Raw genomic sequence first — 13,027 nt, forward strand, 5'->3', positions numbered from 1 at the left:
CTTATGAGTGATAAAAAACGGACCCCACCTGATTTTTCCCAGTTACACAATGAGACCATTGGTGTGCGGGCAGGGGTGCGTCGTTCGCAATTTAATGAACATGCTGAAGCCTTGTTCATGACCTCTAGTTTTTGCTTTGATAGTGCAGAAGAGGCGGCACACGGCTTTGCCAATGCTGAAAAAGGATTTATTTATTCACGTTTTACTAATCCGACAGTAGCGATGTTTCAAGATCGCTTGGCTGCTTTAGAGGGTGGTCAGGCGTGTATCGCGACTTCATCGGGTATGTCAGCCATCATGACCACCGCTATGGCCCATTTGAGTGCCGGCGACCATGTGGTCTGCTCACGCTCGGTCTTTGGTGCAACGATTCAACTCTTCACCAATATCTTGGGGCGCTTTGGGATTGAGACGACCTATGTCGATATGGCCGACTTAAACAGTTGGCAACAGGCCGTCAAACCTAATACCAAGATGTTCTATTTGGAGACCCCGTCCAACCCTCTCACAGAGGTAGCTGACATTGCCGCCATCGCAAAAATTGCCAAAGCGGCTGGGGCACTCTATGTAGTTGACAATTGTTTTTGTACGCCTGCATTACAAAAGCCGATTGCTTTAGGTGCTGATGTAGTGATTCATTCAGCGACGAAGTATTTGGATGGTCAGGGTCGTGTTTTGGGCGGTGCCATTGTCGGTACCGAAGACTTTGTCATGGGTAAAGTATTTCCCTTCGTGCGCACTAGTGGACCGACACTCTCGGCTTTTAACGCTTGGGTGGTACTTAAGGGATTGGAAACATTGAGCTTGCGTTTGGAAAAACAAAGTCAAACAGCCCGTGATTTGGCTATTTGGCTTGAGCAGCAGCCAGCAGTTGAGCGTGTTTACCATCCTGATCTACCGAGCCATCCGCAACACGCAGTAGCCAAGCGTCAACAAAGCATGGGCGGCCCGATTTTGTCGTTCACGCTCAAAGGTGGTCAAGAGGCAGCTTGGCGTGTGATTAATCAGACGCGCTTACTATCGATCACAGCCAATTTGGGGGATACGCGTACTACCATTACGCACCCAGCGACTACCACGCATGTACGCGTCAGTGAAGAGGCGCGCTTAGCTGCAGGTATTACTCCGGGCTTGGTACGTATTGCTGTTGGCCTTGAGCATTTAGAAGACATCAAAGCTGATTTGCGCGGCCTGTAAGCAGTTCGTAGACCTGACTATTTAAACGCTTACTTTAGAACGCTTCCTTCTCGGCTTCCAGATAAGCCAGACTCGTATATTTACCGATATTGCTTTCAAAGCCTGCCATAGTCTTAGCGCGCCTTGCAACGCGAGGGTCTTTTAGGACTAATGCTTTAGCAGCGCTGGGGTCTTGACCATCTTTGACAGCCTGTACACAGCTTTCATAGATGCCCGCTAAAAATTCACCATAGTCTTTCAGTAAAGTTTTGGTGGCATGACCGTGCCCGGGAACCCAGAGTTGTTCGCCCGTTGCTTTGCTTAATGCGGCATAAGTTTTAAAAGTACCTACATAAGACCCATCATCGATATTCGCAATCCGGTTTTCCATCGCAATATCACCTACGTGCGTAATGCGATCTTCTATGACTTGCATGCATATGTCGCCGGGGGTATGTGCCACACCGTAATGATGAATCTTGATGCGCACATCGCCATAATTAAATAGATCGCCATGTTTAACCGCATGTGTGGGTGGGATCACCTTAGTCCCTGCAGTCGCTTGGTTGGTCCAGCGTTCCATTAAGTTTCGCCAAGCATTGCCTTCGATACCCTTAATTTGTTCGATAGTGTACGGGTGGGCGTAGATAGGAATGTTACCGTACGCTTCTACAAAGGCTTGATTACCGAGGAAGTGATCGCCGTGGTAGTGTGAATTAAAAATGGCAATCACGGGTTTGCTGGTGATGGTTTTAATCATGCGAATCGCCATTTCACCAATCTGCACAGAGGCGCCACTATCTAAAATCACAACCCCTTTTTGGGTCACGACAAAAGTAATGTTAGCCATCATGCCTAAGTTTTCTGCGGTCGGAAAACCATCGGGGGAGTAAATCATCCAGACATGGGGGCCTAATTTTTCAGGGCGAATGTCTTTCATCGGTGGTCCCTTGATAAAGTCCTCCGCTGCTTTTGCAAACTCAATCGCCTGTGGGGTGAGTGCAATGACTGTGGCACCTAAAGAGAGTTTCAAAAGCTGCCGACGCGCTGGATTAGTTTTCATGGGCCCTCATTGACTACAGTGATTTAATTTTTATACACCACATCATCCTTTTGAACGGGTGAAGGTGTCAATTAGCCGTTTAAGGCAACTATTCGATGCAGTGTTTTGAGGAGCGATAAGAGACAACTTTTTACTTATAAAAAATAACTAAGTGACTATTTCTTTTTTGATTGGGCGACTTAGTAAATACCCTAGTTAGAGCTGATTTTGAGAACACTTATGGAATAAACATATTCATAAAAGTATCAATAAGATGAATAATCGCACCATAACTATTAATAACAATTCAAAGAGTTTTTGTTGATTGGGGGGTCCTAGTGACTACAGAAAAAAAATCGATTCGTTTCGGTCGCTTGCGTCGTGCGCCTGAGAATTTCGTTACACAAGATCTAGCAGATCAAGTTTACCAACATGGTATGGATGAAACGCGCCGTGGCTTTTTGCGTAAGAGTTTCGTTACAGCCCTGGGTGCCGCTACTGCAGGGGGTGCGGTTAGTCAGGCTCTTGCGGCCGATGGCGAAAAAGTCATCTTGGATAAATTACCCTGGCAGATGACTTTAGGTCAACCTGTTGCTGCACGCCCTTACGGTATGCCATCGCAATGGGAAGCGAATTTACAACGTCGTGAATCACCCGGATTAACACGGGTTTCAGCGGCATCTGTCGCATTTGCACCTTTGCAGGGTTTCTTTGGCATCATCACGCCCAACGGTTTGCATTTTGAACGTCATCACCAGGGTTGGTATGACATTGACCCTGCGCAACATCGTTTAATGATCAATGGCATGGTCAAGCAGGAAATGGTCTTCACGATGGATGACCTCATGCGCCTACCTTCGGTCTCGCGTATTCATTTTATTGAGTGTGGCGCGAACACTGGCTTAGAGTGGGGTAATGTGGCTGTACCTTCTGTACAGTACACCCATGGCATGTTGTCTTGCTGTGAGTTCACAGGTGTGCTTCTTTCTACTCTATTAGATATGTCGGGTGCAGATCTGAAAAAAGGCAAATACATTCTTGCTGAAGGTGGTGATGGTTCAGGCATGACACGCACCATTCCAATGGATGCTGCTTTAAAAGATGTCATGGTTTGTTGGGCGATGAACGGTGAAATGTTACGCCCCGAAAATGGTTATCCGCTACGATTGGTAGTGCCTGGTGTACAGGGCGTGAGCTGGGTGAAATGGTTACGTCGTATTGAAGTAGGCGATATGCCCTATGCCACTAAAGATGAAGCCGTGCACTACATTGACCTGTTACCGAACGGTTTGCACCGTCAGTACACCACGATTCAGGAGTGTAAGTCTGTGATCACGACCCCATCCGGTGGTCAGCAATTATTAGACAAAGGGTTTTACAACGTCAGTGGTATGGCTTGGTCAGGTCGCGGCAAGATTAGGCGAGTCGACGTCTCCTTTGACGGTGGTAATAATTGGCGTACAGCACGTCTTGAAACCCCGATTCTTTCTAAGGCGATCACTCGCTTTAATATCGATTGGAATTGGGATGGTGCACCAGCTATCTTGATGTCACGCGCCATTGACGATACAGGTTATGTGCAGCCTATGATTAAACAATTACGTGAAGTGCGCGGTACGCGCTCGATCTATCACAACAACGCCATCCAGGCCTGGAAAGTGGATCCGAACGGGGAGGTAAGCAATGTTCAAGTTGGCTAATTGGTTGCTAGTCGCAGGTTTGCTAGGCGGTGTCTCAGCTCAAGCCTTAGCGCAAGCAAAATATCAAGGCATTGGTCGCCCTGCGACTAAAGCAGAAGTCATTGCTTGGGATATCGATGTTCGTCCAGATTTCAAGGGTTTGCCTAAGGGCTCAGGTGATACAGCGCGCGGCATGGAGATTTGGGAAGGGCGTTGTGCTTCCTGTCACGGTACTTTTGGTGAGTCTAACGAAGTCTTTACACCGATCGTCGGCGGCACCACTGCCGAAGATATTAAGACTGGCCGAGTCGCTTCTCTGACTAGTGAAAAACAACCGCAGCGGACGACCTTGATGAAGGTCGCCACCGTATCAACGCTTTGGGACTACATCTATCGTGCCATGCCATGGAATGCGCCGCGTACACTCACAGTCGACGATACCTATGCGGTCTTGGCTTACATTCTTGCCTTGGGCGAAATCGTGCCGCAGGACTTTACTTTGAGCGATAAAAATATTGCTGAAGTGCAAGCGCGTATGCCTAACCGCAATGGTATGACTAAAGCTCACGGTATGTGGAACGAAGGTGGTAAGCCTGATGTCAAGGCGACTGCTTGTATGACTAACTGTGCGGCCCACGTCTCGATCGGTTCTTTCTTGCCTGATTACGCCAGAAATGCCCATGAGAATTTAGCCCTACAAAACAGACCCTATGGACCCTACCGCGGTGTGGACACCACCCGCCCGCCATTAGCTAGGATGCCGGGTAAGGGTGCAGAACTGATCAAAGTATCTGCGGCTGAGTCAATTACACCTGAAGGCTTATTTAAAAAGCATAATTGCCAGACTTGTCATGCGCCCGCTAGCCGTGCGATTGGCCCTGCCATTTCAGAAGTAGCGGCCAAATATAAGGGCAAAGCCGATGCAATGGCCGTTTTGCAAAAGAAAGTGATTGTGGGTGGTGCTGGAGTCTGGGGGGCTGTACCTATGCCACCTCATGCTCATGTACCTGCAGGAGATGTTGAGGTGATGGTGCGCTGGATGCTCACGGGTAAGTGATATCCTAGCTAGTCGAAGACATTGAAAAATGATAATGTGACAAAAGACATTATTGGTGTTTAAAGAGTTTTTTTAGAAGGAGTTCATATGAACCTAAAACGTCGTGAAGCGCTGCGATTAACTGCAGTGATTGGTTTGATGGCAGCAACTGGTCTGATCAGTCAGGCAGAAGCAGCAGAGTGGAACAAGGCAGCATTTGATGGTAAGACATTGGATGATGTGTTGAAGTCACTCGGTGGCTCTTCAGCCGACAAATCAGGTGGTATTACGATCAATGCTCCTGATATCGCTGAAAACGGTGCGGTTGTGCCTGTGGGTGTGACCACTACATTGCCTAAGACTCAGCAAATTGCTATCTTGGTAGAGAAGAATCCGAGTGCCATGGCTGCACAGTTCTTGCTCACAGCCGATTCTGAGCCATTCGTTGCTACGCGTGTCAAGATGGGTCAAACCTCTAACGTTCACGCATTAGTCAAGGCAGATGGCAAGTGGTTTGTGACGACCAAAGAAGTCAAAGTAACTTTGGGCGGTTGCGGCGGTTAATGCCCCACGATCAAGCTAACTAATTAATTGAGTATCGAAAGGAAAGAATATGTCAGATCCAATGCGCGTTCGTGCTAGTGAGAGCGGTGGTGTTGTTGATGTGAAAGTGCTAATGAAGCACGATATGGAAACTGGCCAGCGCAAAGATGCTTCTGGTAAGGTGATTCCAGCACACTTTATTACAACTGTGACTGCTGTTTGCAAAGGCAAAACAGTGTTTGAAGGCCAATTTGGTCCTGCTGTATCTAAAGACCCATTCTTGAACTTTAAGTTCAAAGGTGGCGCTAAGGGTGATGCAGTGACGATTACTTGGGTGGATAACAAAAACGGTAAACGTACTGACGAAGCAAAAATTAGCTAAGCAGATATAAAAAACAAGAACCCCGCAAAAGCATATTTCCGGGGTTCTTTGCTAAAGAGGAGCTAGCATGAAAAAACTTTATAAGAGTGCTTTATTGGTCTCTTTGTCAGCGACAGCCACATTGGTTTTCGCGCAAAGCGCCACGGATGATATTGCCAAATATCGCGAAATGATCGCAGATGGCAACCCCGCTGAGTTATATGAAGCTGCGGGTGAGGATTTGTGGAAAAAGCCCATGGGTCCGAAAAATGCATCACTAGAGAAGTGTGATTTGGGTAAAGGGCCGGGAGTGGTGAAGGGCGCTGCTGCTGAACTACCTAGATACTTCAAAGATACCAATAAAGTACAAGATCTTGAGTCACGCATTCTGACCTGTATGGAAAGACTGCAAGGTTATGACCCGAAAGAAATCATCAGTGCTGGCTTTGAAAAGGGTAAGCGTAAGGATGTTGAGGCCATTGTTGCTTATGTGGTGACGGCAGCTAAGGGTCATACCATTAACATCTCAACGAAGCACCCTAAAGAAAAAGAAATGTACCAAATGGGTAAATACGCTTTCTACTTCCAGGGTGGCCCGATGGACTTCTCCTGCGCCTCCTGTCACGGTGAAGATGGCAAGCGTATTCGTTTACAAGATTTGCCTAATCTGATTGAGCAAAAAGGCGCGGCTTTGGGTTATGGTGCTTGGCCGGCTTATCGTGTATCGAGCGGTAATTTTTGGACTATGCAGCGTCGTTTGAATGACTGTTATCGTCAGCAACGCTTCCCAGAACCCATTTATACCTCTGATGTAACGATTGCCTTGCAAGTATTCATGGGTGCCAATGGTAACGGTGGCAAGATGAATACCCCAGGCTTGAAGCGTTAATCCAGGAGACAAGAATATGAAAAAAATAAGCTATACAGTTAGTGGTCTGGTACTCACCTTAGCAATGAGTGGTGTGCAGGCACAATCTAAATTTGAAAAAGCCCATTACAACAGTTTTCAGGCTAATGGGATTGCTACTATGGATCGCTTGAACCAAGATGATGCGCAAAAGTTTTGTTCTGATCCTGCTGTGCTAGTGGGTAAGGGTGATGCCAAAAAGCGTGAGGCCATTGAAAAAGCGAATTTAGCCACTGTCAAATTGCCCAGTGACGGTAAGTATCTCGGTGATTGGCAGCAGGGTGAGCGCATTGCGCAAAGTGGTCGTGGTGCGACATGGACAGATAAGGCTGATACGGTCGTAGGCGGTGGTTGCTACAACTGTCACCAAATCGATAAGAAAGAAATTTCACACGGCACGATTGGTCCATCACTGTGGAACTACGGCAAAATTCGTGGCAATAGCGAAGCCGTGATTCAGTACACCTGGGGCAAGATCTACAACGCCAAGGCCTATAACGCATGTAGCAATATGCCACGTTTTGGTCATTACAAATTACTCACAGAAGACCAAATGCGTCACGTGATGGCTTTGTTATTGGATCCTGCATCGCCAGTGAATAAGTAATTGTTTGTGATGAAGACCACCTGAGGCTTGGCGGGTGGTCTTTTTTTATTGATTGATTTAGAAAAATAGAAAGAAATATATATGTCGATGAATCGGAGAGAGTTTTTACAAGTCTTGGCGGTCGCATCTGCCGGCGGTTTGGTCCTAGAAAGTAATGAGTCTATGGCTCAAGCTGCAGCCAACAAGTTTTATGACTTGCCACGTTTTGGTAACGTGCACTTTCTTCACTTCACCGACTGTCACGCACAATTAAAGCCGATCTACTTCCGTGAACCGGATGTCAATTTAGGCTTTGGCGATCAGTTTGGTAAAACGCCGCATTTGGTCGGTGAACACCTCCTCAAGGCCCACAACATCAAGCCAGGTACGCGCGAAGCGCATGCCTTTACTTATTTGAATTTTGAGGCTGCGGCCAAGAGTTACGGTAAGGTGGGGGGCTTTGCTCATTTGGCTACGCTAGTTAAAAAAATGAAGGCTAGTCGCCCAGGCGCCTTGCTTTTAGATGGTGGTGATACTTGGCAGGGTTCTGGTACCGCTTTATGGACCAATGGTCAGGATATGGTCGATGCTTGTCTTGCGCTTGGTGTAGATATCATGACGCCACACTGGGAAATGACCCTGGGTGAAGAGCGCGTGAAAGAAATCGTCGAAAAAGACTTCAAAGGTAAAGTCTCATTCTTAGCGCAAAACATCAAGACGAATGATTTTGGTGATCAAGTCTTTGATCCCTATGTGATTCGTGAGATGAATGGTGTCAAAGTGGCCGTGATCGGACAGGCTTTCCCATACACCCCGATTGCTAACCCACGTTATATGGTGGCTAACTGGACGTTTGGTATTCAAGACGATCATATGCAAAAAATGGTCAACGAAGTGCGTGCCAAAGGTGCCAAAGTGGTTGTCGTACTCTCACACAATGGTATGGACGTGGATATCAAAATGGCTAGCCGTGTAACGGGTATTGATGCCATTTTAGGCGGGCATACTCATGATGGCGTGCCCAACCCTGTGAAAGTTAAAAATGCAGGTGGCGTCACATTGGTGACCAATGCAGGTTCTAACGGTAAGTTCTTGGGTGTGCTTGATTTCAAAGTCAGTGGTAACAAGATTACCGATTTTCGTTATAAGCTTATGCCAGTGTTCTCAGATCTCTTACCCGCTGATGCGACGATGAATCAATTGATTAATAAGATTCGCGCACCTTATGAGTCTAAGCTCGGTGAGAAGTTAGCGATTACCGAAGGTTTGCTATATCGCCGCGGTAACTTTAATGGCAGCTTTGATCAGTTGATTCTCGATGGTTTGATGGCTGTCAAAAATGCTGAGATTGCGTTCTCGCCGGGTTTCCGTTGGGGAACGTCTTTATTGCCAGGTGATGCCATCACTATGGAACATGTGATGGATCAAACGGCGATTACTTACCCATGGACCACGGTCACTAATATGTCGGGTGAGATGATCAAAACGGTATTAGAAGACATTGCCGATAACCTCTTTAACCCTGATCCATACTATCAGCAGGGGGGTGATATGGTGCGTGTCGGTGGTTTGCAATATGCGATTAACCCGATGGGGCAAGCTGGCAAGCGTATTACGGAGATGCGTTTAAATGGCAAGCCCATTGAAGCGAACAAGAACTACAAAGTGGCTGGCTGGGCTCCCGTTGCTGAAGAAGCCAAACAAGCTGGCGGTGAGCCGATTTGGGATGTGGTCTCACGCTATTTGCGAGATATTAAAACCGTCAAGGCCAAATCTCTCAATATGCCGAAAATTGAAGGCGCCAAGGGCAACCCTGGTTTCGCTGCATAAGCACTGAAGTATGACTAGCATGACCGGCATCTATCTTGCGCTTGCCGGTCTAGCGCTTGTCTGGGCTATCCAGGGGGCCGCCTGGCGGGTTCTGGTCCGGAAAGAGGTGCTGAGTTCTGTACTGGGCGGCATCTTTGTTTTAGGTATTGCCTGGAATGTCAAAGCAGTTTTGCCTGGCATGTCTGCAGAAGCGCTAGTGGGTTTATCGTTTCAGTTTTTTGGAGCGGCACTACTCGTGGCGATGTATGGCTTAAGGCCGGCTATTCTGATGCTGGCTCTGGTGACCGTGCTGGTTGCTCTTCTCAGTGACTGGACTTTAGAAGCTGCTTTACGCCAATACCTTGTTTTGGGTTTGATGCCGGCCTTGGTCGCTCATGGCGTGAACTATTTGATTCAACGGTTGTTACCCAAACACATGTTCATTTTTATATTGGGGCGTGGCTATGTGGCCGGTGTTATGAGTGTCATTATTCCCGCAATATTTCTCTTTACGACCCATCAAGCCTTTAGCCCCAAAGAATTAGGCCTCTCCAACGATATCGTGGACTGGGTGGTGACCTTAGTGATCTTGTCTTTTACCGAAGGATCTTTAACGGGCATGGTGTTGGCCGTCTTCGTGGTCTACAAACCTCATTGGGTGGTCTGTCTTAACGATACGGAATACCTCCAGGGAATCTCTGAGCCTCGAAAAATGCCCTAAAATAGCAAACTTGCTTGGGTTTAGAGGAATGTATGCCGGAAATTAACATCGCGGCCGTAACAACAACAGTCTTGTGGTCCACATTTGCAATCACGCTCCTTTTAGGTGTGATCATGCAAAAGAGTCGCTTTTGCACCATGGGGGCAGTGAGTGACTGGTTCATCATGGGTGAAACCACGCGCATGCGCCAATGGCTGATGGCTATGGGTATAGCAATCATCGGTATGGCCTTGTTCAGTTACGCAGGCATTCTTGATACCAGTAAAACTTTTTATACCGGTGCACGCCTGACTTGGTTATCGACCATCGTCGGCGGCACTTTGTTTGGCTTTGGTATGGTCTTGGCTTCTGGCTGCGGTAGTAAAACACTCGTGCGTATGGGCGCAGGTAGCCTGAAATCATTGATCGTTTTCTTGGTGATGGGGTTGGCCTCATACATGACCTTAAGAGGTATTTTGGGGGTTTTGCGTGTTTCCACGGTGGATACAGTTTTTGTAACGCTGAGTACACCGCAGGATTTACCTTCAATCATGGCAGCTCAAATGGGCATGACTAAAGCCCATGCGCATTTAGCATTGGGTTTAGTCTTAGGTTCAGCGTTGGTCACTTTTGCCTTGGTGCGCCGTGACTTTTGGAATCTCAATAATTTCTTGGCAGGTTTTGGAGTCGGCGGTGGTGTACTCGCGATTTGGTGGGTCTCCGGTTCTCTGGGTTTCGTCGCAGAAGACCCGAATACGCTAGAAGAAGTGTTTGTTGCAACAAATTCAGGGCGTATGGAGAGTCTCACTTTTGTGGCTCCCTATGCCTATCTCATGGAGTGGCTGACATTTTTTAGTGATACGAGTAAGAAGCTCACGCTTGGCATTGTTTCAGTGCTCGGTATCACTCTGGGTTCGACGCTGTATGCGCTGGTAACAAAAACCTTTCATTGGGAAACCTTCCGCAATGTAGAAGATACGGCTAACCATATTGTGGGCGCCATCCTGATGGGTTTTGGCGGGGTAACAGCGATGGGTTGTACGATTGGCCAAGGCGTTACAGGCATGTCGACTTTGGCGATCAATGCTTTTATTGCTGTCTTTGCTTTCATTGGGGGTGCTAGTTTGGGGATGAAGTATCTCACTTGGAGGTTACTTCCCCCGCCATGCGAACCTGTAATTGCTAGCGGAAACTCGAACTACCATTCAAATACTGGAGGATGTGGAATGCCTTTGCAAATCGCTTGTCATACAGACCAATTTGGCACACTCGGTCAAATTACGCCAGAAGATGTGGCTGAGATTGCGCGTCAGGGTTACAAAACGATTGTGAATAATCGCCCTGATGGCGAGGCGGGCCCCACTCAGCCCTTAAGCGCTGAAATTGAAGTGGCAGCGAAAGCCTTAGGTCTGAACTATGTCTATTTACCAGTGGTGAGTGGTCAAATCACTCTAGAGCAAGCTCAAGCCATGGCTCAAGTTTTAGAGACGATGCCAGGCCCCATTTTGGCTTTCTGTCGCTCAGGCGCTAGATCTACTAATTTATACATGTTGGCCCAGCAAGTAGGCTAATTTGGAAGGTTTGTTGATTGAGGGGGTGCTTGGGGCTGGCGTCGGTCTAGTCCTAGGCCTCACCGGTGCAGGGGGTGCAATTCTTTCTGTGCCACTCTTAAGTTTCTTTCTTGATTTAACGGTGGCACAAGCCGCACCCATTGGTTTGCTTGCTGTTTTTCTATCAGCCGGTGTGGGCGCTGTTTTGGGTTTGCGTGCGCAGATACTGCGCTACAAAGCTGCGTTACTCATTGCCGTTTCAGGTCTGATACTTTCTCCCATAGGGATCTGGCTGGCTCAGCAATTACCCAACTGGCCTCTTGTGATTATTTTTGTCCTCATCCTTCTCTGGGTGGCTCGCAATATGTGGCAGCAAGCCCAAAAAGAAATCTTAGGTATTGAGCCAGCACTGGGGCCACCCTGTCAGTTAGATCAAGATATTGGCAAGTTAATTTGGACTCTGCCATGTGCTCGTGCTTTATCACTCTCCGGCATGTGTGCAGGTTTCTTTTCTGGTTTATTGGGAGTAGGGGGTGGTTTCATTATTGTCCCGGCGCTGAACCGTTATACCGATTTACCGATGAAGTCGATTGTGGCTACATCTCTAGGGGTTCTGACTCTCGTATCTGGTGGCGGCGTACTTTTTTCCAATATCTATGGTGTGATGGACTGGGCGATAGCCATGCCATTTGCTTTGGCCTCGATGATGGGTTTGCTCATCGGACGCCAAATCGCCTGGCGCCTGCCCGCACCACAACTCAAAAAAGCATTTGCTATTCTCGCAACCGGCATTGCGCTTTTGATGCTGAGCCGACTCGGTCAATAACCCTCATCTGCACAAAGTAAAGCTTGGTGATACATTGAGGTTATGACCTCTTTAATCACACCCGCGCAAAGAAGCCAACTTGCTCAAGAACTGCCTGACTGGCGTATGGTCGAGGGCAGAGATGCCATTCATCGTCAATTTGTCTTTAATGATTTTTCTGAAGCATTTGCGTTTATGACGCGCATTGCCTTGCATGCAGAGAAGAATAATCATCATCCCGAATGGTCTAATGTTTGGAATCGAGTAGACATTACGCTCAGTACCCATGATGTCGGTGGTCTGAGTGAACGTGATCTTGAGCTAGCTCGCTATATCAATATCGTTTTCGAACGTTTCTAATTAGGGTCTTGCTATGGAACGGGTGTGGTTAATGAAGCGTAATTGCTCATTTACTCCCAAGCAAGTGGGGATGTTTTATCTCTCGATTTGTAGCTTTTCATCCTTGATTGCAGGCTACTTTGTTTTTCAAGGTGTATGGATGATTTTGCCTTTCACCTTGCTTGAGTTATCTGTTTTAGGGGTCGCATTATTGGTCTATACCCGCCATGCTGCAGATTATGAAAAGATCAGCTTGCATCAAAAAGAGCTACGTATTGAAATGAGCCGTGGCAGTCGCATCATGCAAAAAGTATGGCATGCGCCTTGGGTGAAAGTCACCTTGCCTAAGCCTAAGGGGCGCCGCGAAGAGCAGTTGGTTTTGATTAGCCAGGGTGGCGAAGAGCTCAGAATCGGACAGTTTATTTTTCTAGAGCGTCGTGAGCAATTGGCTAGAGAGTTACAACGAGCAATCAACACCTCCATCCTTTAAGATA

General features: G+C 47.5%; 14 protein-coding genes and 1 pseudogene. 14 read left to right on the plus strand and 1 reads right to left on the minus strand.

Going from position 1 to position 13,027, the window contains the following annotated elements:
• Positions 1–3: 3 nt before the first annotated feature.
• Positions 4–1,197: an O-succinylhomoserine sulfhydrylase gene (locus ICE94_RS07775; protein WP_216150587.1), complete on the plus strand. Its 1,194-nt coding sequence runs from the start codon at positions 4–6 to the stop codon at positions 1,195–1,197.
• A gap of 34 nt (positions 1,198–1,231) precedes the next feature.
• Here the strand turns inward: ICE94_RS07775 and ICE94_RS07780 are convergent, their stop codons facing one another.
• The gene (locus ICE94_RS07780; RefSeq protein WP_216150589.1) at positions 1,232–2,239 is read right to left on the minus strand and encodes an MBL fold metallo-hydrolase; all 1,008 of its coding nucleotides are present in this window, start codon (positions 2,237–2,239) and stop codon (positions 1,232–1,234) included.
• A gap of 317 nt (positions 2,240–2,556) precedes the next feature.
• On the opposite strand from ICE94_RS07780, the gene soxC reads away from it, so the two are divergent.
• The 13 genes and pseudogenes from soxC to ICE94_RS07845 all read left to right on the plus strand — a co-directional run bounded on the left by soxC (position 2,557) and on the right by ICE94_RS07845 (position 13,023).
• On the plus strand, positions 2,557–3,918 hold the full coding sequence (soxC, locus tag ICE94_RS07785) for a sulfite dehydrogenase (RefSeq protein ID WP_370623786.1): 1,362 nt from the start codon (positions 2,557–2,559) through the stop codon (positions 3,916–3,918).
• Positions 3,902–4,954, plus strand: a complete 1,053-nt coding sequence (locus tag ICE94_RS07790) for a c-type cytochrome (RefSeq protein WP_216150590.1) — start codon at positions 3,902–3,904, stop codon at positions 4,952–4,954. Before soxC ends, ICE94_RS07790 begins: the two co-directional genes overlap by 17 nt.
• Before the next feature lie 87 nt (positions 4,955–5,041).
• Complete coding sequence (gene soxY, locus ICE94_RS07795) at positions 5,042–5,497, plus strand: thiosulfate oxidation carrier protein SoxY (protein WP_216150592.1); 456 nt, start codon at positions 5,042–5,044, stop codon at positions 5,495–5,497.
• A 49-nt stretch (positions 5,498–5,546) separates the two neighbouring features.
• On the plus strand, positions 5,547–5,858 hold the full coding sequence (soxZ, locus tag ICE94_RS07800; protein WP_216150594.1) for a thiosulfate oxidation carrier complex protein SoxZ: 312 nt from the start codon (positions 5,547–5,549) through the stop codon (positions 5,856–5,858).
• A gap of 67 nt (positions 5,859–5,925) precedes the next feature.
• A complete protein-coding gene (gene soxA / locus ICE94_RS07805) occupies positions 5,926–6,726 on the plus strand; it encodes a sulfur oxidation c-type cytochrome SoxA (RefSeq protein ID WP_216150596.1) in 801 nt (266 codons plus the stop codon).
• 16 nt (positions 6,727–6,742) lie between these two features.
• Entirely contained in the window at positions 6,743–7,351 is a 609-nt protein-coding gene (gene soxX / locus ICE94_RS07810; RefSeq protein WP_216150598.1) for a sulfur oxidation c-type cytochrome SoxX, read from the plus strand.
• 87 nt (positions 7,352–7,438) lie between these two features.
• Complete coding sequence (gene soxB, locus ICE94_RS07815; protein ID WP_216151062.1) at positions 7,439–9,160, plus strand: thiosulfohydrolase SoxB; 1,722 nt, start codon at positions 7,439–7,441, stop codon at positions 9,158–9,160.
• Positions 9,161–9,170: 10 nt separating this feature from the next.
• Positions 9,171–9,860, plus strand: coding sequence for a hypothetical protein (locus tag ICE94_RS07820; protein WP_216150599.1), 690 nt, complete (start codon positions 9,171–9,173; stop codon positions 9,858–9,860).
• Between the two features lie 32 nt (positions 9,861–9,892).
• A pseudogene (locus ICE94_RS07825) lies at positions 9,893–10,993 on the plus strand (YeeE/YedE family protein); the annotation flags it as partial.
• Positions 10,994–11,065: 72 nt separating this feature from the next.
• On the plus strand, positions 11,066–11,410 hold the full coding sequence (locus ICE94_RS07830; protein ID WP_216151078.1) for a TIGR01244 family sulfur transferase: 345 nt from the start codon (positions 11,066–11,068) through the stop codon (positions 11,408–11,410).
• Position 11,411: 1 nt separating this feature from the next.
• Positions 11,412–12,215: a sulfite exporter TauE/SafE family protein gene (locus ICE94_RS07835; protein ID WP_216150601.1), complete on the plus strand. Its 804-nt coding sequence runs from the start codon at positions 11,412–11,414 to the stop codon at positions 12,213–12,215.
• A gap of 42 nt (positions 12,216–12,257) precedes the next feature.
• Positions 12,258–12,554, plus strand: coding sequence for a 4a-hydroxytetrahydrobiopterin dehydratase (locus ICE94_RS07840; RefSeq protein WP_216150603.1), 297 nt, complete (start codon positions 12,258–12,260; stop codon positions 12,552–12,554).
• Positions 12,555–12,567: 13 nt separating this feature from the next.
• Positions 12,568–13,023 carry a DUF2244 domain-containing protein gene (locus tag ICE94_RS07845; RefSeq protein WP_216150605.1) on the plus strand — a complete coding sequence of 152 codons (456 nt, stop codon included), beginning with the start codon at positions 12,568–12,570 and terminating at the stop codon, positions 13,021–13,023.
• The last annotated feature ends 4 nt before the right edge of the window (positions 13,024–13,027 follow it).

Origin of the sequence: Polynucleobacter sp. MWH-Loch1C5 (genome assembly GCF_018881775.1) — a bacterium.
Lineage (GTDB): Bacteria > Pseudomonadota > Gammaproteobacteria > Burkholderiales > Burkholderiaceae > Polynucleobacter.